Annotated in this window: 23 protein-coding genes; 11 read left to right on the plus strand and 12 right to left on the minus strand. The window is 65.4% G+C overall.

The features are described from left to right. The first annotated feature begins 164 nt into the window (after positions 1–164). From S58_RS19580 to S58_RS19590, 3 genes are all read left to right on the plus strand, one after another. Positions 165–758, plus strand: a complete 594-nt coding sequence (locus S58_RS19580; RefSeq protein WP_015667098.1) for a formyltransferase family protein — start codon at positions 165–167, stop codon at positions 756–758. Positions 759–1058: 300 nt separating this feature from the next. Beyond that, positions 1059–1409, plus strand: a complete 351-nt coding sequence (locus S58_RS19585; RefSeq protein ID WP_015667099.1) for a hypothetical protein — start codon at positions 1059–1061, stop codon at positions 1407–1409. A gap of 58 nt (positions 1410–1467) precedes the next feature. Continuing rightward, complete coding sequence (locus S58_RS19590) at positions 1468–1902, plus strand: hypothetical protein (protein ID WP_015667100.1); 435 nt, start codon at positions 1468–1470, stop codon at positions 1900–1902. Positions 1903–1908: 6 nt separating this feature from the next. Here the strand turns inward: S58_RS19590 and S58_RS19595 are convergent, their stop codons facing one another. After that, positions 1909–2130 carry a hypothetical protein gene (locus S58_RS19595; protein ID WP_015667101.1) on the minus strand — a complete coding sequence of 74 codons (222 nt, stop codon included), beginning with the start codon at positions 2128–2130 and terminating at the stop codon, positions 1909–1911. Positions 2131–2338: 208 nt separating this feature from the next. Between S58_RS19595 and S58_RS19600 the strand changes: the two genes are divergently transcribed. From S58_RS19600 to S58_RS19610, 3 genes are all read left to right on the plus strand, one after another. Beyond that, entirely contained in the window at positions 2339–3229 is an 891-nt protein-coding gene (locus S58_RS19600; protein WP_042339929.1) for a DMT family transporter, read from the plus strand. Between the two features lie 186 nt (positions 3230–3415). Next, entirely contained in the window at positions 3416–4876 is a 1461-nt protein-coding gene (locus tag S58_RS19605; protein ID WP_015667103.1) for a caspase family protein, read from the plus strand. Positions 4877–5071: 195 nt separating this feature from the next. Continuing rightward, positions 5072–6493 carry a caspase family protein gene (locus tag S58_RS19610; protein WP_015667104.1) on the plus strand — a complete coding sequence of 474 codons (1422 nt, stop codon included), beginning with the start codon at positions 5072–5074 and terminating at the stop codon, positions 6491–6493. A 91-nt stretch (positions 6494–6584) separates the two neighbouring features. Here the strand turns inward: S58_RS19610 and S58_RS19615 are convergent, their stop codons facing one another. Both S58_RS19615 and cysK read right to left on the minus strand, forming a co-directional pair. Then, positions 6585–6824: a BrnA antitoxin family protein gene (locus S58_RS19615; RefSeq protein WP_015667105.1), complete on the minus strand. Its 240-nt coding sequence runs from the start codon at positions 6822–6824 to the stop codon at positions 6585–6587. A 2-nt stretch (positions 6825–6826) separates the two neighbouring features. After that, complete coding sequence (gene cysK / locus S58_RS19620; protein ID WP_042339932.1) at positions 6827–7795, minus strand: cysteine synthase A; 969 nt, start codon at positions 7793–7795, stop codon at positions 6827–6829. Between the two features lie 509 nt (positions 7796–8304). Between cysK and S58_RS19625 the strand changes: the two genes are divergently transcribed. After that, on the plus strand, positions 8305–8523 hold the full coding sequence (locus tag S58_RS19625; protein WP_015667107.1) for a hypothetical protein: 219 nt from the start codon (positions 8305–8307) through the stop codon (positions 8521–8523). 143 nt (positions 8524–8666) lie between these two features. Here the strand turns inward: S58_RS19625 and tgt are convergent, their stop codons facing one another. Next, complete coding sequence (tgt, locus tag S58_RS19630) at positions 8667–9821, minus strand: tRNA guanosine(34) transglycosylase Tgt (RefSeq protein ID WP_015667108.1); 1155 nt, start codon at positions 9819–9821, stop codon at positions 8667–8669. A 219-nt stretch (positions 9822–10040) separates the two neighbouring features. On the opposite strand from tgt, the gene S58_RS19640 reads away from it, so the two are divergent. After that, a complete protein-coding gene (locus S58_RS19640) occupies positions 10041–11117 on the plus strand; it encodes an aspartate-semialdehyde dehydrogenase (protein WP_042339934.1) in 1077 nt (358 codons plus the stop codon). Between the two features lie 299 nt (positions 11118–11416). On the opposite strand, the gene queA is transcribed toward S58_RS19640, so the two are convergent. From queA to coaD, 4 genes are all read right to left on the minus strand, one after another. After that, positions 11417–12511, minus strand: a complete 1095-nt coding sequence (queA, locus tag S58_RS19645) for a tRNA preQ1(34) S-adenosylmethionine ribosyltransferase-isomerase QueA (protein WP_015667110.1) — start codon at positions 12509–12511, stop codon at positions 11417–11419. A 136-nt stretch (positions 12512–12647) separates the two neighbouring features. Continuing rightward, positions 12648–13112, minus strand: coding sequence for a peptidylprolyl isomerase (locus tag S58_RS19650; RefSeq protein WP_015667111.1), 465 nt, complete (start codon positions 13110–13112; stop codon positions 12648–12650). Between the two features lie 291 nt (positions 13113–13403). Beyond that, on the minus strand, positions 13404–13967 hold the full coding sequence (locus S58_RS19655; RefSeq protein WP_015667112.1) for a peptidylprolyl isomerase: 564 nt from the start codon (positions 13965–13967) through the stop codon (positions 13404–13406). 77 nt (positions 13968–14044) lie between these two features. After that, positions 14045–14539, minus strand: a complete 495-nt coding sequence (gene coaD, locus S58_RS19660; protein ID WP_015667113.1) for a pantetheine-phosphate adenylyltransferase — start codon at positions 14537–14539, stop codon at positions 14045–14047. A gap of 297 nt (positions 14540–14836) precedes the next feature. On the opposite strand from coaD, the gene S58_RS19665 reads away from it, so the two are divergent. After that, positions 14837–15091, plus strand: a complete 255-nt coding sequence (locus S58_RS19665; RefSeq protein ID WP_015667114.1) for a hypothetical protein — start codon at positions 14837–14839, stop codon at positions 15089–15091. Between the two features lie 61 nt (positions 15092–15152). Here S58_RS19665 and gyrA read toward each other — a convergent pair whose 3' ends face one another. The 4 genes from gyrA to S58_RS19685 form a co-directional block, all read right to left on the minus strand. Beyond that, positions 15153–17897 carry a DNA gyrase subunit A gene (gene gyrA, locus S58_RS19670; RefSeq protein ID WP_015667115.1) on the minus strand — a complete coding sequence of 915 codons (2745 nt, stop codon included), beginning with the start codon at positions 17895–17897 and terminating at the stop codon, positions 15153–15155. 169 nt (positions 17898–18066) lie between these two features. Then, positions 18067–18465, minus strand: coding sequence for a DUF2306 domain-containing protein (locus tag S58_RS19675; protein ID WP_015667116.1), 399 nt, complete (start codon positions 18463–18465; stop codon positions 18067–18069). Between the two features lie 16 nt (positions 18466–18481). Continuing rightward, on the minus strand, positions 18482–19117 hold the full coding sequence (locus S58_RS19680) for an HD domain-containing protein (RefSeq protein ID WP_015667117.1): 636 nt from the start codon (positions 19115–19117) through the stop codon (positions 18482–18484). Positions 19118–19260: 143 nt separating this feature from the next. Further along, positions 19261–19755: a single-stranded DNA-binding protein gene (locus S58_RS19685; protein ID WP_015667118.1), complete on the minus strand. Its 495-nt coding sequence runs from the start codon at positions 19753–19755 to the stop codon at positions 19261–19263. 460 nt (positions 19756–20215) lie between these two features. Here S58_RS19685 and S58_RS19690 point away from each other — a divergent pair, with 460 nt between their 5' ends. Both S58_RS19690 and S58_RS19695 read left to right on the plus strand, forming a co-directional pair. After that, entirely contained in the window at positions 20216–20968 is a 753-nt protein-coding gene (locus tag S58_RS19690) for an outer membrane protein (protein ID WP_042339936.1), read from the plus strand. A gap of 195 nt (positions 20969–21163) precedes the next feature. Beyond that, the gene (locus S58_RS19695) at positions 21164–21919 is read left to right on the plus strand and encodes an outer membrane protein (protein WP_042339938.1); all 756 of its coding nucleotides are present in this window, start codon (positions 21164–21166) and stop codon (positions 21917–21919) included. The last annotated feature ends 54 nt before the right edge of the window (positions 21920–21973 follow it).

Raw genomic sequence — 21973 nt, forward strand, 5'->3', positions numbered from 1 at the left:
CAAACGGCCGCGCCGGCCCGGGCTTGTGATGAAACCGTAGTGGGCGCTTGACCTGGACGCCAAGGCTTGGTTTGACCCGAAGGCTTGGTTTGACCCGATTTCGTCCGCTGCGGAGCCTGCCTGACCGGCTCCCGGCCCCGCCCCAACCGTGGAAGATCCCTGACATGCGTATCACCCTCGTCGGCTCCCGCCATTTCGGTGTGGCCACACTGAACATGCTGCGCGAGAGAGGCATCGAGATCGCGCGCGTGGTCGTGCATGACGGCGAGGACCGGCTTGCCGCTGCGGCGCGGGCGGCCGGGATCGATGTCGTGGTCCAGGCCGATCCGAAAGTGGTGCCCGCCAGCGATATCGCTCCCGGGACGGACCTGATCGTCACGGCCCATAGCCATGCCCGCGTCACCCAGGAGGCGGTCGCCACCGCTCGGCTGGGCGGCATCGGCTACCATCCGTCGCTGCTGCCGCGGCATCGCGGCCTGGCGGCCGTGGAATGGACCATCAAAGAGGGCGATCCGGTCGCCGGCGGCACCGTCTATCATCTGGCCGAGCGGATGGACGCAGGCGCGATCGCCGCCCAGGATTGGTGCTTCGTCAAGAAGGGCGAGACGGCGCGCGAATTGTGGGAGCGTGCACTGGCGCCGCTCGGCCTCAAGCTGCTTGGCGACGTCGTCGAATCAGCCAAGGCGAACGGTGCGATTCCAGCCAAGCCGCAGGACGAGCAGTTCGCGACCAAGGCCCCCAGCCTCGGGCCGCACTGAACCGAGATCACGAAACGGTCGGACCGCTGCAGACACATCCATGCCGCCGCAATCGGCGTCGGCGGCCTGCTCGGCCGACGGTTTCGCCTGCCAAAGCAAGATATGGCGACGGGGGCCTCACCTGCTGGGCGAAGGCGCAATTTGCTCACAATGCCGCCGGAATGGCTCAGGGCCGGGTTTTGCATTAATCCTTAATATGCTGAATTCGCTCGGTTAATTTCCGTTTCGGCAGTGCGGCAAACTTTCGTCACATTTCTTCCAAATAAGCTTCTCATCACAGACATTGAGGGACATCGATTCATGCGTCTCGACCGCATTGGAATGGCTTTCGTCGCGTCGATCCTGGCAGGCAGTGCAGCCGCCCCCGCTTTCGCCCAGTCGCCCTATGATGGCCAGTGGCAGGTCACGATCGTCACCAGCAGCGGCAGCTGCGAGCCCACCGCAAGCTCGACCCTGATCGTCGCGGACGGTAAGATTTCTGCGGCCGGCGCCAACGTATCGGGTTCGATCGGGCGCGAAGGCCTCGTGAAGGTCTCGATCAACGGCGCATACGCGAATGGACAGCTCAGCGGCAATTCGGGGTCGGGCAAGTGGAACGGAGCGTCGGCAGGGATCCCCTGCAGCGGACGCTGGCAGGCGTCCCGCATGTAACCCAATACGGCGGCGTCCGGACGCCTCCAAGCGGCGGCTCTCGTTGGCCGCCGTTTTGATGTCGACGCTCCTGACGGCCGCGCCCGGGCACGCGGATCCTGGCCCGTTCAGCGGCTTGGCCGGGACATGGGGCGGCGGCGGCACCGTGGCTCTTGAGGACGGGTCGACCGAACGCATCCGCTGCCGGGCAAGCTACCGTGTGTCCGGGCCACGAATGACCCTCGTCCTGACCTGCGCCAGCGATGCCTACAAGTTCGGCCTGGAGGCAGATGTCGTCGCCGAGGGCTCGGCGATTTCGGGCACCTGGACCGAGACCAGCCGTGGCGTCAGCGGCGTTCTGCAGGGGCGCGGCGGTGGTGGAAACTTCCAATTGATGGCGGCCACCGCCGGTTTCAACGCCAACATCGCGCTGGCAACCCGCGGCAACAAGCAGTCGGTCTCGATCCGGGCCGACAGCCAGTTCCGCGCAGCCAACATCTCGCTGTCGCGGTGACGGCGCTCAGGCGCGCTTGGCGCCGGGGCCAGCGGCCGGCGCCGGGGCCAGCTGGGCTGCGGTGCGCTTGATCGTCTTGGCGACCAGCAGCGCCTGCTCGCGTGTCATGGCAAAATCCTGGACGCCCTTCTGGGTGGTCAGCGACAGCACCATGAGATGAGGCTCCCGCTCCGGCCAGCCGGTGGCGAAGGCGGTCAGGAAGTCGGCTGAGGCGGCACGTTCGGTCATGTGTCAAAGCTGCCCTTGGCTGTTTCGCGGCGGTCGCTTTAGGACGAAACGACCACACACTCCATTGTTTTTCTCGGCCGCAACGCGCAGGCAACCGCCGCGCCTACAGCCGCCTTGATGCACTGCACCGTTGAATCCGTTTGCATTGCTGTTCACGCGAGGTGATACAGCCGCTCTCGCACCTCCCCGCCCCTGCATTTCCAGCCTCATGCATCGCCCCGCTTCGAAACTGATGGCCGCGCTGTGGATGACCGGCTGGCTCAGCCTCATGCTGGTGATGGCGGTGGCCGGGCGCGAAGCCATGCGCGAGCTCAACGTGTTCGAGCTGATGGAGCTGCGCTGCCTCATCGGCCTTGTGATGCTGTCGCCGGTCATCGCGCTCAGCGGCGGCCTCCCAACGCTCCGCACCAGCAGGCTCAAGCAGCACGCGGCACGCAACCTGATCCATTACGGCGCCCAGCTCGGCTGGTTCTTCGCGCTGACCCTGATTCCGATCGGCCAAGTGGTGGCGATCGAGTTCACGATGCCGATCTGGACCGCCCTGCTCGCAGCGACCTTCCTCGGCGAGCGCATCACCCTCTTCAAGCTCGCGGCCATCGTCCTCGGCCTGATCGGCGTCGTCGTGATCGTTCGCCCCGACACCGGCACGATCAATCCCGGACAGCTCATTGCGCTCGCGGCCGCCGTCGGCTTCGGGATCTCGATCGCGCTGGTCAAGTTCCTGACGCGTACCGAGCCGACCGTGTCGATCATCTTCTGGATGCTGGCGGTGCAGTCGGTCGCCGGCCTCATTCCCACCCTGGTGTGGTGGAGCTGGCCGTCGGCCACCGGCTGGGGCTGGATCGTGATGGTCGCGCTATGTGGGACCTTCTCGCATTTCTGCATGGCCCGGGCGATGCTCTATGCCGACGCCACCATCGTGATACCGATGGACTTCCTGCGCGTCCCGCTGACCGCCACCGTCGGCTGGCTGGTCTATTCGGAACGCCTCGATGGCTTCACGGTGCTCGGGGCGGCGCTGATTCTGGCGGGTAACCTCCTGAACCTGCGACCGCCTCAGGCCCAGCCGGCCGTAGCGAGCAGTTCGCCGGGGAACTGACTTCGACAGTGTGAGGTCCGTCACGGAATCGGGGAGATACACGCGATCGGCGTTGGTCTCGCGCAACACTCGCAATCTGCTTTGTGGCAGAAGCGTGATTTTTTGCATCGGAACAAGACTTTTCGGCTCGACCGACGACAAATGCGGGAGCGATCGCTTCGCTAATATTCGTTGGGGGATCTCCTGATGCGCTTTCTCACCATCACGTTGTCGCTGCTCTGCATGGTGCTGACGGCAGAAGCCGCAAAGGCCGACCGCCGCGTCGCGTTCGTCGTCGGCAACGGCGCTTATAAGAGCGTGGCCCAATTGCCGAACCCGCCGGTCGACGCCAAGGCCATGGCGGCGACCCTGCGCAATGTCGGCTTCGACGTCGTCGAGGGTACCAACCTCACCCGCGACAAGATGACCGAGAAGCTGCTCGACTTCGGTCGCAAGGCACAGGGTGCCGACATCGCGGTGTTCTACTACGCCGGCCACGGCATCGCGATCGCCGGCACCAACTATCTGCTGCCCGTCGATGCCGATCTGAAATCGGAGATGGACGTCAAGCTGGGCTCGGCGATCAACATCGACGTGACGCTCGACCAGACCATGGGCGATGCCAAGGTCAAGCTCGTGTTCCTCGACGCCTGCCGCGACAATCCGTTCGCCGCCAAGATCAAGTCGAACTCGGCGACCCGCAGCGTGTCGGTGCAGACCGGGCTTGCCGAGATGAAGTCGGGCGAAGGCACGCTGATCGCGTTCGCAACCGGTCCTGGCCAGACGGCGCTCGACGGCGATGCCGGCGCCAACAGCCCGTTCACCCGCGCCCTGATCTCGCACATCGCGCAGCCCGGCGTGGAAATCCAGCAGGCCATGACCTCGGTCCGCGCCCAGGTCAACGAGGAGACCAGCAAGGGCCAATTGCCCTGGGGTCACACCAACCTGATCGGCGCGGTCTATCTGAACCCGTCGGCCGCTCCTGTGGCAACGCCCGCCGTGGCCGGAGCCGCTCCGGTCGCCGCCACGGCTGGCCCGACGGCGGCCGAGGCCGAGCTCGAGTTCTGGCGCTCGGTGAAGGATTCCAACAAGCCGGAAGAGCTCAACGCCTATCTCGCGACCTACCCGAACGGGCAGTTCAAGTCGCTGGCGATGGCGCGCATCGCCTCGATCGAGAGCGGCGCCGTTAACACCGCGACGCGCAATGTCGGCAAGGGCGTCGATCCCGCGACCTTCACCGAGGAAGGCAGCCAGGTCAGCGAGGATCAGATCGGCCTCGACAAGACCAAGCGCCGGGATGTCCAGCGCCGGCTGACCGGCCTCGGCTTCGACACCAAGATGACCGGCGTGTTCGATGACGAGACCCGTGGCGTCATGAAGCGCTGGCAGGCGGCGCGTGGCTATCCGTCGACCGGCTTCCTGACCAAGCTGCAGCACAAGGCGCTGCTGGCCGAGCCGCAGCCGGCGCCGGCGACAGCCTCAGTCGGCGACGAGGCCAAACCGCGTCGCGCCAAGCCGGCGGGCAACGTCGCGGCAGGCGGCCCGCCACCGCAGGGCGCGCCGGTCTACCGGAATCCGCCGCCGCAGGACAATGCCGGCAACGCTGCCGGCGCGGCCTTCATCGGCGGCATGATGGGGGGTGTCCTCGGTGGCGCGCTCCGGCGCTGACGGTCCTTTCGATCTGAAGTGATGGCCCGTGCCGCAAGGCACGGGCTTTTTTGTTGCCCGCTCGGGCTCTCCCACAACCGCCGATTTGGCCTGGGCCAATCACGGCTTTTTGGTGTAGTCATGATGGCGGATTTCGGTCGCCGATCGTGTTCGCCGAGGGCTGGTTCGACGACAGGTTCGACAGGGGGATGTCAGATGCGGCGGGTCAGCCTCATTCCGGTGCTGGTATTGACGCTCGTCTGGTCCGCGCTCGCGGTCGACACCGCCAGGGCCGACCGGCGGGTGGCCTTCGTCGTCGGCAACGGCGCCTACAAGAACGTGGCCCAGCTCCCCAATCCGCCGGTCGACGCCGCGGCCATGGCGGTCACGCTGCGCAATGTCGGGTTCGACGTCGTCGAGGGCACCAATCTCAACCGCGAGCAGATGACTGAGAAGCTGCTCGAGTTCGGCCGCCGCAGCCAGGGCGCCGACGTCGCCTTGTTCTACTACGCCGGCCATGGCATCGCGATCTCCGGCACCAACTACCTGCTGCCCATCGATGCCGACATCAAGTCCGAGATGGACGCCAAGCTCGGCGCCGCCATCAATGTCGACGTCACGCTCGACCAGACCTTGGGCGACGCCAAGGTCAAGCTGGTGTTCCTCGACGCCTGCCGCGACAATCCGTTCGCCGCCAAGATCAGGTCGAGCGCGTCGACGCGTAGCGTCTCGGTGCAGGCCGGCCTTGCCGAGATGAAATCCGGCGAAGGCACCCTGATCGCATTCGCGACCGGCCCGGGCCAGACCGCGCTCGACGGCGAAGCCGGCACCAACAGCCCGTTCACGCGGGCCCTGATCGCGCACATCACCCAGCCGGGCCTCGAGATCCAGCAGGCGATGACGCAGGTCCGCGCCCAGGTGAACGAGGAGACCGCCAAGGGACAGCTGCCCTGGGGCCACACCAACCTGATCGGCGCCGTCTATCTCAACCCCGGCGCAGGCGGAGCACCGGCGGCCAGCGCTGCCCCGATCACCGTCGCGGCGATCCCGCCTGCCAACGACGTCGAGCTGGAATTCTGGCGCTCGGTGAAGGACTCCAACAGGTCCGAAGAGCTGAAGGCCTATCTGACCAACTACCCCAACGGTCAATTCAGGTCGCTGGCCCTGGCCCGGGTGGCGTCGCTCGAAAACGGCCCCTCCACGACGACGCGCAACCTGACCACCGGCATCGACCCCGCCACCTTCACCGAGCAGGGCACTGAGGTCACCGAAGACCAGATCGGGCTCGACAAGGGCCTGCGGCGGGACGTGCAGCGCCGCCTCACGGGGCTCGGTTTCGACACCAGGCCCAGCGGCAGGTTCGACGAGCCGACGCGCGCCGTGCTCAAGCGCTGGCAGGCGGCGCGGGGCTACCCGCCGAGCGGCTATCTCACCAGACTGCAGCACAAGGCTCTGCTCACCGAGATCGTCCCGGCCGCTTCAACGTCCAGCGCGAGCGATGACGAGCGCCCGGCCCGGCGGGTCCAGCGCAGCGGCGGCGGTGGCGGCGGCTATCACCGCGGCGGCGGTCCGGATGCCGGTGCAGCCTTCATCGGCGGCATGATGGGTGGGATGCTCGGCGGCGCCTTCCGCCGCTGAGCGGCTAACCGCGGATCACCGCCGCGACGAGCGTCCGGGGCGGACGTCGAGGCGGCGGCGATCCGACGCCCCCCCCTGTTCCTTGCTGCGATCAAAGCCCCAGGGCCTTACGCAGGGCCGCGTTGATGCGGTCCTGCCAGCCCGGGCCTTCGGACTGAAAGTGCTCGAGCACGTCCTGATCGATCCGCAACGTCACCTGCTCGCGCGCCCCGGGGATCGCAGCCTTCTTCGGCGGCGCCTCGACCGGCTTGGTCGTGACCTTCTTGAATGCAGCCTCGGCCTCGGTACGGGCGTCGGCCAGCGTGCGCGGACGCCGCGGCTGGTCGGCCATGGTCAGATGCCCTCGAACAGCGCGGTGGACAGATAGCGCTCCGAGAACGACGGCACGATCGCCAGAATCGTCTTGCCGGCGCTCTCCGGACGCTTGCCGATCTCGAGCGCCGCGGCAATCGCCGCCCCCGAGGAGATGCCGCCCGGAATGCCCTCGTTGCGCGCCAGCGCGCGCGAGGTCTCGATCGCGGTCGTGCTGTTGATCTTGACGATCTCGTCGATCACTGTGCGGTCGAGGATGTCCGGCACGAAGCCGGCGCCGATGCCCTGGATCTTATGCGGCGAGTGCTGGCCGCCTGATAGCACCGGGCTCTCCTCGGGCTCCACGGCGACGACCCGGATTCCAGGCTTGCGCGATTTCAACACCTGGCCGACGCCGGTGATGGTGCCGCCGGTGCCGACGCCGGCAACGAACACGTCGATATTGCCGCCGGTGTCGTTCCAGATCTCCTCGGCCGTGGTGCGGCGATGGATGTCCGGATTGGCGAGATTCTTGAACTGCTGCGGCATCACCGAATTGGGCGTGGTGCGCAACAGTTCCTCGGCGGTGGCGATGGCGCCCTTCATGCCCTGCCCGGCCGGCGTCAGCACGATCTCCGCCCCGAGAAAGGCCAGCATCTTGCGCCGCTCCACCGACATCGATTCCGGCATCACCAGCTTGAGCTTGTAGCCGCGCGCCGCCGCGACGAAGGCCAGCGCGATGCCGGTGTTACCGGAGGTCGGCTCGATCAGCACGGTATCCGGCTTGATGACCCCGGCCTGCTCCATCGCCAGGATCATGCCGACGCCGATACGATCCTTCACGCTCGCCGCCGGGTTGAAGTATTCCAATTTGGCCAGGATGGTGGCCTTGACGCCCTGCTGCTCGGGCAGCTTTCGCAACCGCACAATCGGCGTATTGCCAAAGGCGTCCACAATTGAATCAAATACCCTCCCGCGCCCGGGACGCTGTATCGCAGCTGACGACTCCATCAGATCACTCCTTGCGCACTTCGGCGCGACGTCGACAATGTTCCTGACTATCTTCAGCGAGCCTGTTGCGCTGCGCAAGCACGTTTACGCGATCGCATCGTCATCGCGGCGCACAACAAGTCGTCGTTAAATTGCGAAAAACCTACGCATTTGTGTTGCGACAAGGTCAATGAATTGGGTGTAGGTTAGACTTCAGTCGGATAGAGATTCACGATGCAGTCTCGGTGGAGACTGCGATCCGATTGCAGCTTCGGACGAGCTGTAGCTGGCGTCAGCAAGATGTCATCATCAGAATGATACAAGCGGAATGCTCGAACGCCACGAGATGGCGTTCGCAGAACAGAAAATGCGAAAGAGAAAATTCGAAAGATAAGAATCGACCAACAGACAAACTCTTTGTGTGACAGACTTCCTTCCCGTCGGAAGTCGCTCGTTGAAATTGGACTCGTTGACCGTAGACGCCATTCAAACAGAGAACGCCAAACAAAGAGATCGTCCAGGAGGTCCCTATGTCAGCACTCGCTGATCTCATGTCGACCGCATCCCCCCGCCCGGATCCCCGTGGCTGCGATTTGCCGACATGCCCGGTCTGCGCCGACTCCATGATTGCTGCGGAGGCATCGGCGTATCTGGCCGACAATGCGATCAGTTATCTGTGGACCTGCGACACCTGTGGCTACGGCTTTGTCACCAAACACACCTTGAGAACCAAGATCACCTGCAACTGAACGGCGGCGCTGCCGAAGGGTTCCACGACCTGCCGCAGCCGCCTCAATTCCGGGTGCGGATCTATTCAGATTGCAGCTCAGATGCATCGCATCAGTGAGCCGACGACATCGGTCGGTTGCGCCATTTGCATCGTAGTGAGCGGTCAGCTCACGTGCGCGGCGATGTCGCCGCGCGCCCAATCCGCCTTGGTGCGCTCATAGAATTCCGAGAAGCGCCCGTGCGCGATGGCCTCGCGCATCCCGGCCATCAGCTGCTGAAAATAGGCGATGTTGATTTCCGACAGCAGCGTCGCACCGAGCGCTTCGCCGGCCTTGATGAGATGATGCAGATAGGCGCGTGCATAGCTGCGCGCCGGCGGCCACGGGCTTTCCTCATCCAGCGGCCGGGCATCGTCGACATGGCGCGCATTGCGCAGGTTCACCGGTCCGAAGCGGGTATAGGCGACGCCATGGCGGCCGTTGCGGGTCGGCAGCACGCAGTCGAACATGTCGATGCCGCGTTTCACCGACTCCAGCAGATCATCGGGCGTACCGACGCCCATCAGATAGCGCGGACGGTTCGCCGGCAGCACCGGCGCGGTGGCCTCGATCATCTGCAGCATCACGGCCTGGGGCTCGCCGACGGCGAGGCCGCCGATCGCGTAACCATGAAAGCCGATATCGACCAGTGCCCGCGCGCTCGCCACACGCAGGTCGGGGACATCGCCGCCCTGGACGATGCCGAACAGCATGTAGCCCGCAGGCGCGGTCTCGAAGGCCCGGCGGCAGCGCTCGGCCCAGCGCAGCGACAAAAGCATCGCGCGTTCGATGTCGTCAGGCCCGGCCGGCAGCCGCACGCATTCGTCGAGCTGCATCGCGATGTCGGAGTTGAGCAGGCGCTGCACCTCGACCGCGCGCTCCGGTGACAGCTCGATCCTGGCACCGTCGATATGCGAGCGGAACGTCACCGCCTGCTCCGTCACCTTGCGCAGGGCCGACAGCGACATGACCTGGAAGCCGCCGGAGTCGGTCAGCATCGGACCACCCCAGCCGGTGAAGCGCTGCAGGCCGCCAAGGGCGGCGATGCGCTCGGCGCCGGGGCGCAGCATCAAATGATAGGTGTTGCCGAGCACGATGTCGGCGCCGGCGTCGCGCACATCGCGCCAATGGACGCCCTTCATCGCGCCGGCGGTGCCGACCGGCATGAAGGCCGGGGTCCGGACCACGCCATGCGGCGTCGTCAACCGGCCGGTGCGGGCCGCGCCATCCGTGCCGAGCAGTTCGAAATGGTTGGGAAGGTCGCCTTCGGAGGAGCTCATGGCAGGCTTATTGCGTCAGGACGGGTCCCGATTCAACCGCGATCGGCGCAGGTTGGCCGACGACAGAAGTTGACGGCGGTTCCGACCGCCCCTATGGTCCGACACCATGTCGACCTTGACCAAACGCACGACGAAAACCACCAAGCCCTCGAGGGCCTCGGGAGGCGTGCGCGCGTAATCGAACTCGACCGCGACATCTTCGAACCGAAGCCCCGCCTGATGAAGGTCCGGGGCTTTTTTTATGCCCAAATTCCAACCGGAGACAGAGACGTGAAGACCGATCCCACCATTGCCATCGTCGGCGTGACCGGCGCCGTTGGCGCCGAGTTCATCGCCACCCTGGACCGCCGCAACGTCCCGGTCGGCCGGCTCAAGGCGCTGGCGAGCGCTCGCTCGGCGGGCCAGACCCTGACCTTCCGCGGCCAGACCATCGTGATCGAGGAGCTGACCGAGCGCTCGTTCGAGGGCGTCGACATCGCGCTGTTCTCGGCCGGCAGCGGCATCTCGAAGAAGTTTGCGCCGATTGCCGTCCGCTCAGGCGCCGTCGTGGTCGACAACTCCTCCGCGTTCCGAATGGACCCGAACGTGCCGCTGGTGATCCCGGAGATCAACGCCCGCCGCATCCGCGACCACAAGGGCATCATCGCCAACCCGAACTGCGCGGCGATCACGGCGCTGGTGCCGCTGTGGCCGATCCACCAGAAGAACCGCATCAAGCGCGTCATCATCTCGACCTACCAGGCCGCCAGCGGCGCCGGTGCGGCGGCGATGGACGAGCTGGTGCAGTCGACCCGGGCGAGCCTCAACGGCCAGGTCTATGCGCCGAAGGTGATGCCGCATCCGTTCGCCTTCAACCTGTTCAGCCACAACACCGCCATCGATCCCGACACCGGCTACAACGACGAAGAGACCAAGGTCATCAACGAGACCCACAAGATCTTCGAGGACGAAGGGATCGCCATCGGCGTCACCTGCGTGCGCGTGCCGGTGCTGCGCGCCCATTGCGAGGCCATCACCTTCGAATGCGAGAGGCCGATCTCGGAAGACGAAGTCCGCCGCATCCTCGCGACCGCGCCGGGCGTCCGCGTCGTCGACGACCGCGCGAAGAACTACTTCCCAATGCCGGTCGATGCGTCGGGCCAGGACGACGTGCTGGTCGGCCGTATCCGGAAGGACCTGTCGGATCCGAGCGGTCACTCCATCGCGATGTTCGTCGCCGCCGACCAGCTGCTCAAGGGTGCCGCGCTGAATGCCGTGCAGATCGCCGAGCTGCTGCCGGAGCGGGCGATGGCGTAAGGCGGCCCAGCCGCATCTCCACCAACAATGTCATCACCCGCGAAAGCGGGTGATCCAGTACTCACCAATACCTGTTATCTGCCGAGCCGCCGCGGCGTACTGGATTCCCCGCCTTCGCGGGGAATGACGGCGGAGAGTGTGGCGCGAATTGCCCAGGGCGAGCTGTGAAAATGTAGGGTGGGCAAAGCGGCGCCGTTAGGCGGCGCGTGCCCACCATCGGCGCCGGTGGGTGCGGACGGTGGGCACGGCGCGCGAAGACCGTGCCCCACGACGTAGCGCGTCGCACGCCTTTGCCCACCCTACGGTTCGACGATGCGCTCATCCTGTTGGCGGAACAACAAACATGCATCGCCGTAGGAATAGAACCGATAGCCACTCCTGATCGCATGCGCGTAGGCGGCCTGCATCGTCTCGAGACCGGCGAAGGCCGAGACCAGCATGAACAGCGTCGAACGCGGCAGATGGAAATTGGTCATCAGGATGTCGACTGCGCGGAAACGATAGCCGGGCGTGATGAAGATCGAGGTCTCCTGCTCGAACGGCGCGATCGTGCCGTCGGGCAAGGCTGCGCTCTCCAGCAGCCGCAACGACGTGGTGCCGACCGCGACGATGCGGCCGCCCCTGGCGCGCGCCTCGTTCAGCGCGGTTGCCGTCTCCGGCGTGAGGCTCCCCCACTCCGCATGCATGCGGTGGCCTTCGGTGTCCTCGACCTTGACCGGCAGGAAGGTGCCGGCGCCGACATGCAGCGTGACGCGCTGCAGCCCGATGCCACGCTCGCGCAGCCGCTGCTCCAGTGCCGGCGTGAAATGCAGGCCAGCGGTGGGCGCGGCAACCGCACCCTCCTTGGCCGCGAACATGGTCTGGTAGTCCTGGGTGTCCTGCTCGTCGGCGGGACGCTTGCCGGCAATATAGGGCGGCAGCGGCGGGCGGCCGAGATCGGCGATCGCCTGGTCGAGCGACGGGCCATGAAAGACGAAGGACAGCGTCACCTCGCCCTCCTCCCCCTTGGCCTCGACGGTCGCGTCGAGATGGCCGAGCAGGCAGACCTTGCCTTCGTTGCCGAACCGGATCGTGTCGCCGGGCGCAAGCTTCTTGGCCGGCCGCACCAGCGCCTGCCAGCGCGAGCCGTCGAGCCGCTTGATCAAGGTCGCCTCGATCTTCGCCTCGGTGTCACGGCTGATGCGGCGGCCCGAGAGCTGCGCCGCGATCACCCTGGTGTCGTTGACGACGAGCTGATCACCCGGCTCGAGCCAGTCCGGCAGATCGGCGACGGTGCGGTCGCGCAGCACCCCGTCGCCCTGCACGACGAGCATGCGCGCCGCCTCGCGCGGGCTCGCCGGGCGCAGCGCGATGTTCTCAGGCGGAAGATGGAAGTCGAACAGGTGGGTGCGCATCGTCGTTCTGGAACGACCGTCGGCCCCTCATCCTGAGGAGCGTGCGTAGCACGCGTCTCGAGGGATGAAGGCCCGACTATCGGCCTCATGGTTCGAGACGCGTGCTACGCACGCTCCTCACCATGAGGGTCTCGCATTACGCCGCGTCGGCGGCCATGTAGGCCTTCACGATCTTGTCGGGGTTCTGCACCGGCTCGCCGCGCTTGATCTTGTCGACGTTCTCCATGCCCTCGGTGACCTTGCCCCAGACCGTGTACTGCTTGTTCAGGAAGCTCGCGTCATCGAAGCAGATGAAGAACTGGCTGTCGCCGGAATCCGGGCTGGCGGCGCGGGCCATCGAGGTGGTGCCGCGGACATGCGGCTCGGCGTTGAACTCGGCCTTCAGCTTCTTGCCGGAGCCGCCCATGCCGGAGCCCTGCGGACAGCCGGTCTGCGCCATGAAACCGTCGATCACGCGGTGGAACACGATCCCGTCATAGAAGCCCTCACGGACGAGCTCCTTGATCCGCGCAACATGGTTCGGCGCGAGATCCGGACGCATCTCGATGGTCACGGGGCCCTGGGTGGTTTCGAGGATCAAGGTATTTTCGGTCACAGCCATGCTGGTCTCTCAGTTTGGTTGAATTGACGGGGGTCAGGACTTGCGAACAGTCCTGGGCTGAAAATGTCGAGGCGTCTTCCAATCTGCGGCCGTCACCCCTCCTGACGGCAATCCGGGTCACGAGAGGCCCGGGCGGTGGCGGTCCAGGATAGACCCATCACGCTTAAAGCTGAAGCCGCCGGCGGCGTCGATACGACGGGCGGCAGAGCCGGTGCGCGCCGGCGACGTGGCAAAGGGTCCTTAGAGGCAGGGAACCCAGGCCAGGAGACTCGGGTGCCCTGCTCTAGCGGTCTACTTGATGTCGGAGGCGACCTGAACCTTCACCATCTTGTCGGGATCGGTGACGGCGCCGCCGGCGGAGCCCGGAGGCGCCTTCTTGAGCTTGTCGACCACGTCCATGCCCTGCACGACCTCGCCGATCACGGTGTACTGGCCGTTGAGGAAGGACGCGTCGCCGAAGCAGATGAAGAACTGCGAGTTGGCGGAATCGACGCTGTCGCCGCGCCGGGCCATGCCGACGGTGCCGCGCTTGAACGGCGTGCTCGAAAACTCCTGCTTCAGGTTTGGATATTTCGAGCCGCCGGTGCCGTCGAATTTCTGGCCGTCGCCGGTCTGCGCCATGAAGCCGTCCATGACACGGTGGAACGGCACGTTGTTGTAGTAGCCTTCGCGGGCCAGCGTCTTCAGCCGCTCGGCGTGCTGCGGCGCCAGATCAGTCCGCAGCTTGATGACGATGCGGCCCTTGGTGGTGTCGATGACCAGCGCGTTCTGCTTGTCGAGCCCTGAAGGCAGCGACTGCGCCAGCGCCGGCAGCGCGAACACGAGAGCGAAGATGAAGGTGAGAGCTCGGATCATGGCAACTCCGACAGGATGATGAGAGGAAAACGCGTGGCAATGCCGCGCGGCGCAAGGCACCGCCGGCACCTGGATCGTCAAACGAATTTGGCCTTGAGGCTGGCCACCACCGACGGCGGCACGAAATGCGAAATCTCGCCGCCCATGGCCGCGATCTGGCGCACCAAGCTGGCGTTGATCGGACGGACCGGGACCGACGCCGGCACGAACACCGTCTGAATCGACGGTGCCATGGTCTGGTTCATGCCGGCGAGCTGCATCTCGTAATCGAAATCTTTGCCGTCGCGCAGGCCGCGGATCATCATGATCGCGCCGGCGGCGTGCGCCGCGGTGATGGTCAGATTGTCGTAGGTCGAGGCCTCAAAGCCGCAGCCGGCTGCGGCGGCGACCGGGCCGAACACCTCATGGGCCATCGCCAGCCGCTCCTCGGTCGAGAACAGCGGCTTCTTGCCGTGATGCACGCCGACCGCGACGATCAGCCGGTCACAGAGGTGAACGGCCTGCCGGACCACGTCGAGATGGCCGTTTGTGACGGGATCGAACGAGCCCGGATAGAGCGCAATACGTTGCATGCGCCCGTCCTATACCGGCCGGAACAGGCCGGCAAGCCGCCGCCGCCCGTGCTGGCGCGGCTGTGATGGTCCGCAGCCGCGGCAGCGGTCACGGGACATTGCGAGGGCGAGGCGGAACTGCATCCCCCACCCGCGATTGTTTCATCGGAACTTCGGCGGCGAAACACACCCGCGGGGACATGAAACCAATTCGTGCGGTCCGGGAAAACGTCTCGAAACCCGAAATGGTTATCAAATTCTCAACGAACAACGGGCCGAACGGCCCAGCACGACCAAGACACAAGACAGGGGACCGTCATGATCAAAGCGCTTTCTGCCATCGCAGCGGCCGGCTTGGTGGCTACCGCCCTCACCCTCCTGCCCGGCTTTGCCCCGCAGGTCGAAGCCAGCGTGCCGCGGCCGCTGGCCAAGGCGGACCGCCTGGACATTCGCCCGATCGGCCGCGACTGCTCGCAGCAGGCCTGGCCGAACTTCGAAGCGTCGTGCCTGCGCACCGCCGGCACGAGGGCGACGATCCGCGAGGCGCGGGTCGTCGGCGTCGACCGGATGTAGCGAACAGCGAAGGGGGCAGAAACCTGGTTCTTCCCCTATTCGCTACTCGCCACTCGTCCTCTTATTCGCCGTTCGCCTGCTCGCTCGCCCCGTTGCCATTCTCCGTCTCCTCACCGATATGCTCGACGGAGACGACATGCTCATCGTCAGCCGTGTTGAACACGATGACGCCCTGGGTCGAGCGGCCGGCAATGCGGATGCCGTCGACGGGGCAGCGGATCAGCTGGCCCTTGTCCGTCACCAGCATGATCTGGTCGCCGTCCTCCACCGGGAACGAGGCGACGAGCTTGCCGTTGCGGTTGTTGACCGACATTGCGACGATGCCTTTGCCGCCGCGGCCGGTGGTGCGGTACTCGTAGGACGAGGTCCGCTTGCCATAGCCATTGACCGACACCGTCAGCACCACCTGCTCCTGCGCCGACATCTCGACATAGCGTTCCTGCGACAGCTGGATCGAGCCTGCCGCCGCCTCCTCACCCTCGCTCTCGACCGGCTCCTCGCTCGCGACCTCACCGGCCATGGCGCGGCGCATCTTCAGATACGCGGTGCGCTCGTCCGAGGTGGTCTCGACATGGCGCAGGATCGACAGCGAAATCACCTTGTCGCCGCCGGCAAGCGCAATGCCGCGCACGCCCATCGAGGTCCGCCCGGTGAACACGCGCACGTCGGTCACCGGGAAGCGGATGCACTGCCCGCCCGACGCCGTGAGCAACACGTCGTCGCGCTCGGTGCAGATCTGCACGTTGACGATCTCTTCGCCCTCGTCGAGCTTCATCGCGATGATGCCGGAGCGCCTGACATCGACGAAGTCCGACAGCTTGTTGCGCCGGACGTTGCCGCCGGTGGTGGCGAACATCACGTCGAGATTGGCCCAGGAGGCTTCGTCTTCCGGCAGCGGCATGATCGTGGTGATGCGCTCGCCCTGCTCCAGCGGCAGGATATTGATCAGCGCCTTGCCGCGCGCATTGGGCGCTGCGATCGGCAGCCGCCAGACCTTCTCCTTGTAGACCTGGCCGCGCGACGAGAAGAACAGCACCGGCGTGTGGGTGGAGGCCACGAACAGCCGGCTGACGAAATCCTCCTCGCGGGTCTGCATGCCCGAGCGGCCCTTGCCGCCGCGACGCTGGGCGCGATAGGCCGACAGCGGCACGCGCTTGGTGTAGCCGGCATGCGACACGGTCACGACCATGTCCTCACGCTGGATCAGGTCCTCGTCCTCGACCTCACCTTCCTGCTCGGCGATCAGGGTCCGGCGCGGCGTGCCGAACTCGGCCTTAACAGCACCCAGCTCGTCCTTGATGATTCCCTGCACCCGCGCCCGCGAGCGCAGGATATCGAGATAGTCGTTGATCTCGACCTTGAGCTTGTCGAGCTCGTCGGAAATCTCTTCACGGCCGAGCGCCGTCAGGCGCTGCAGACGCAGGTCGAGAATGGCCTTGGCCTGCTCGAACGACAGCCGGATCGTCCCATCCTCGGAGAGACGATGGCGCGGATCGTCGATCAGCGTGATGATGGCTTCGACATCGCGCGCCGGCCAGTCGCGCGACATCAACGCCTCGCGGGCGGTCGCCGGATCGGGCGAGGTCCTGATCACCCGGATGACCTCGTCGATGTTGGCCACCGCCACCGCGAGGCCGACCAGGATGTGGGCGCGGTCGCGGGCCTTGTTCAGCAGGTACTTGGTCCGGCGCGTGACGACACGCTCGCGGAACGCGACGAAGATCGTCAGCAGGTCCTTCAAATTCATCGTCTGCGGACGGCCGCCGTCGAGCGCCAGCATGTTGGCGGCGAAGCTCGTCTGCAGCGGCGTGAACTTGTAGAGCTGGTTCAGCACCACGTCCGGCACCGCGTCGCGCTTCAATTCGATCACGACGCGATAGCCGTCGCGGTCCGACTCGTCGCGCAGATCGGAGATGCCTTCGATCTTCTTCTCGCGCACCAGCTCGGCGATGCGCTCGACCATCGTGGCCTTGTTGACCTGGTACGGGATCTCCGAAACGATGATCGCCTCGCGATCCTTGCGGATGGTGTCGATCGTCACCTTGCCGCGCATCATGATCGAGCCGCGGCCGAGATGATAGGCCGAGCGGATGCCGGCGCGGCCGAGGATGATACCGCCGGTCGGAAAATCCGGCCCCGGGATGATGTTGATGAGATCGTCGATGGTGAGCGCGGGATTGTCGATCAGCGCGACGCAGGCATCGATGACCTCGCCGAGATTGTGCGGCGGGATGTTGGTGGCCATGCCGACCGCGATGCCGCCGGCGCCATTGACCAGCAGGTTCGGAAACTTGGCCGGAAGAACCGACGGCTCCTTGTCCGAATTGTCGTAGTTCGCCTGGAAGTCGACGGTGTCCTTGTCGATGTCGTCGAGCAGCGGGATCGCGGACTTGGCGAGCTTGGCCTCAGTGTATCGATAGGCGGCCGGCGGATCGCCGTCGACCGAGCCGAAATTGCCCTGGCCGTCGATCAACGGCACGCGCATCGAGAAGTCCTGCGCCATGCGCACCATGGCATCGTAGATCGACTGGTCGCCATGCGGATGGTATTTACCGATGACGTCGCCGACCACGCGCGCGGACTTGACGTACTTCTTGTCGGGCGTGTGGCCCTGCTCGTACATCGAATACAGGATGCGCCGGTGCACCGGCTTCAAACCGTCACGCGCATCGGGCAGCGCTCGCGACACGATCACGCTCATCGCGTAATCGAGGTAGGAGCGCTTCATCTCGTCGAGGATGGAAACGGGACGAATGTCGGAAGGTCCGCCCGGCTCGCCGGGCTTCTCATCTTCTTTATCGGACAAAGGGGGTTCCGGTCGGTTTTGACAGGCGAAAATCGCTTGGAATCATATAGCGCATGGCGGTGTCGCAAGCCACCCCCAAGGGGGGCCGGAGCGCGCTTTTTCTGCTCGCCTTTCCAGTCACTTAACCAGACCGTGCAGTCGCCCGGGACAGGCCGCGCGAACCGTCCCGCTACGACCCGAACACCACCCTGTGCATGATTCGTCCCGGCAGCAGCGTGAACAGCCCGGCAATCACCAGGGCGCCGGAAAACAGCATGATCATTGCCCGGCGATGAGCTGCGATCCGATGACGGCGCGCAGCCCAGACCGCCAGCGGCAGCACGGCCAGCGTGTAGATCGAAAGCAGGTGGATCGGGCTCCATGGACCGACCAGCCGGATGGTGTGAATCCAGAACGAACTGGCCGCAACGGCGACCATCAACGCGACCCAGATCCAGCCGAGCGTCCGATGCGGCAAGGTCCCTTTCGGGGCCGCGAACTGGACGAGTCCCAGCGCGAACGCCGCCATCGCGGCAAGGGCGTGCAGCAGAATGGCAGGCCCCGCGTCGAGCAGCGGTGCAAAGCTCATGCGACGGCCTCGGTGGTCAGGTTGGAGCAGCCTGCGCAATGTGCAGACGCTCCTTGATGGCGTCGACGTCGACGCAACCGGCACGCATCTTGGCTTCGGCCTGCCGTTTCACCGCCGCGCACATGTCGGCGAGCAGAGGATCATGGCAGCACGCGGCATCCATCTTGGTATAGACCAGATCGTACTCGATGGGCTGCCAGGTCTCCAGGCCAGCGAGATTGTGCTGCATCTGGACCTCGAGATGGTCGAGCGCCGCGGCGAATTTCGCCTCTGGCGTGGTGCGCGCCTCGAACTCGTGAAACAGGTCGAAGACCTCCTGCCCGGCCATCCCTTGCAGCCGCGCCCTGATGTCCTCGATCGCCTGACGCTCCTTCGCCGCCTTGGCGTCCTTGCGGCTGCCCGTCTCGAAGAACGGAACGTCACCCGCCAACGCCTCGACGAGATCGTGCACGATGATCATCTTCAGGACGCGATCGATCGCGACCGGGTGGCTGAGGTCGCGGTGCATGAGCAGCGCGAGCAGCGACATGCTCCAGCTATGCTCGGCCACACTCTCGCGACGTCCGTCGGAAAGCCAGCTATGGCGGAGCTCGCGCTTCAGGCGCTCCGCCAGCTGGTAGAAATCGACGACCTTGGCCACAGGGTCCAGCATGGGACCAGCTCCAGCAGCACTGTGGGACGAACGATGTGGGACGAACGATCCGACGGAGCCGGGCAATGCACGTCAGCGCCCGACGCCGCTCTTCGACCTGGTCACGACCAGGACACACACGCTCCCATGAGGTCGTTCAGACCTCAGAACGGAATGTCGTCGTCCATGTCGTTGTTGCGTCCGCCACCGCCAGCCGAAGCCACCGCGCGGCGCGGCGGCGCCATCGACGGACCGCTGCTGCCGAAATCACCGCCGGCATCGTCGGCGAAGCTGCCACCGCCGCCGCTGCGACCGTCGAGCATGGTCAGCGTCGAGTTGAAGCCCTGCAGCACCACCTCGGTCGAATACTTCTCGACGCCGCTCTGGTCGGTCCATTTGCGGGTCTGCAGCGCGCCCTCGATGTAAACCTTGGCGCCCTTCTTCAGGTACTGCTCGGCAACCTTGCAGAGGCCCTCATTGAAGATCACCACGCGGTGCCACTCGGTCTTCTCCTTGCGCTCGCCGGTCCCCTTGTCGCGCCACGTTTCCGACGTCGCGATGCTCAGATTGGCGATCGGCCGTCCATCCTGCGTCCGCCGAATCTCCGGGTCCTTGCCGAGATTGCCGACCAGAATCACCTTGTTCACGCTACCCGCCATCACACTCTCCCGCGGTTCTCAAATCACGGACCGGCCCCGCCTGCCAGCCTCTCGGCACCAGGCGGCTGAACCCTTCCTCTCGGGCCGGACCCTATACGGTTGCCACGCCGGCCACCTGCATTCTCGCTGCTTATCCACATATAGCAGGCCGGGCCGGATTGTTCCAGTTTTGTTCGCGCTCTTGTGTTTACAACCATGCGTCGAGTTCCATGGAACCTGATGGAACTCAAAGTTCCGCAAAAGGAACCCGGAAAAGGTTCCCGAAATCACGGAAAAGTAATTAACTTTCATCAACTTAGCACGCCTCACTTCCTCCTCGCCTGTGGCTTTTGGGAGACGGTATCCAGGGTTGAATCGCGTATATTTGCGGACGGATTGGGGCCGCGAGCGTGGTCGCACCAACTCACAAAAGTGCGTCTCCGGGGACCATTTTGGAGACGCCCAAAGCGGGAGACTTGGGATGAAAAGAATTTTTCTTGGAGCTGTCAGCTTGATGGTTTTGGGGGCGCTGACGCCGGCGGGAGCCGCCGATCTCGCCGCCCGCCCGTACACGAAGGCCCCGGTGATGGCGCCGACGCCGCTCCCGACCTGGACCGGCTTCTATCTCGGTCTCCAGGGCGGCGGCGGCTGGGGCCGCAGCGATGAGACCTTCTTCGGTGCGCCGAACACGGCGATCTTCGCCGGCACGCAGAAGTACGACATCACCGGCGGCTTCATCGGCGGCGTGGCCGGCTACAACTGGCAGGTCGACAACATCGTGTTCGGCCTCGAGGGCGACTACCATTGGGCCGACATCCACGGCCGCTCGTCCGAGATCAATCTCGGCGCGGGTGACAGCTACTTCACCAAGCTGCGCGGCTTCGGCGACATCAAGGGTCGGCTCGGTTGGGCGACCGGTCCGGCGCTGTTCTTCGTCAGCGGCGGTGCCGCTGTCGGTGACCTGCAGCACCGCTATGATCCCGGCCTGCGCGGCGCAGCGTTCGGTGCATCACAGAGCGACTGGCGCTGGGGTTGGACGATCGGTGCCGGCGCCGAATACATGTTCGCCCAGAACTGGTCGGCCAAGGTCGAGTACAACTATCTCGATTTCGGCAAGAGCACGCTGCAGTACACCCCGGTGGCGGGCGACCGCTCGGAGTGGAAGGACACCGTTCACACCGTCAAGGCCGGCATCTCCTACCACTTCGGTGGTCCGGGCGTGTCGCGCTACTGATTGCACGCAGACCGCGAATATGTCGAAAGGCCGGCCTCGCGCCGGCCTTTTTTTGTGTGCCAGAACGGGCACTTGCTAGGCCGATGTGTCCTTTGGGTGACGGCTTTTTACGGCGGGAGGGGCTATCAAGGTCCGGCGGGTGTGGGCGTTGGTGAGAGCGTGCGTGCGGGCGTCGGACTAGGTTTGGGGACTGCGATGAGAAGTCTGTTGCTGGGGGCGACAACTTCGCTGGCGCTGGGGTTTGCGCCGGCGATCGCAGCCGATTTGCCCGCGCGCACCTTCACCAAGGCGCCTGCGATGATCGCGACGATCTATGATTGGAGCGGATTCTATCTCGGCCTGAATGCGGGCGGCGGCTCGGCCCGCACCTGCTGGACCAACAACGTCTCCCTTGCCGGCGTCCCCGCGACCAATGCCGAAGGCTGCCATGATGCAGCCGGCGCGCTCGCCGGCGGCCAGATCGGCTACCGCTGGCAGGCGGGCAGCTGGGTGTTCGGCGTCGAAGGCCAGGGCAATTGGGCCAATCTCAAGGGCAGCAACACCAGCCAGCTCGCGCCGGCCGTGACCAACCAGACCAAGGTCAATGGCGTTGGCCTGCTCACGGGCCAGATCGGCTATGCCTGGAACAACGTGCTCTGGTACGTCAAAGGCGGCGCGGCGGTCGCAAGCGAAAAGTACAACGGAATTGCGACGGCCACCGGCACGGCGTTCGACCAGGCGAGTGCGACGCGCTGGGGCGCTACGGTCGGCACCGGCGTGGAGGTCGGCTTCGCCAAGAACTGGTCGGTCGGCGCCGAGTACGAGCATATCTTCATGGGCAACAAGGCCCTGAACTTCTCCGGCCTGCCGGCGGGCGCCGCGACCCGGACCGACACAGTCGGCCAGGACGTCGACATGGCCACCGTCCGTGTCAACTATCGCTGGGGCGGCCCCGTCGTCTCCAAGCACTGAGGCGGCACTCGCCGGTTTATCGCCCCTCGCTTCGGACGAAGGCGCTGCGCGTGT

Origin of the sequence: Bradyrhizobium oligotrophicum S58 (assembly GCF_000344805.1) — a bacterium.
Taxonomy (GTDB): Bacteria; Pseudomonadota; Alphaproteobacteria; order Rhizobiales; family Xanthobacteraceae; genus Bradyrhizobium; species Bradyrhizobium oligotrophicum.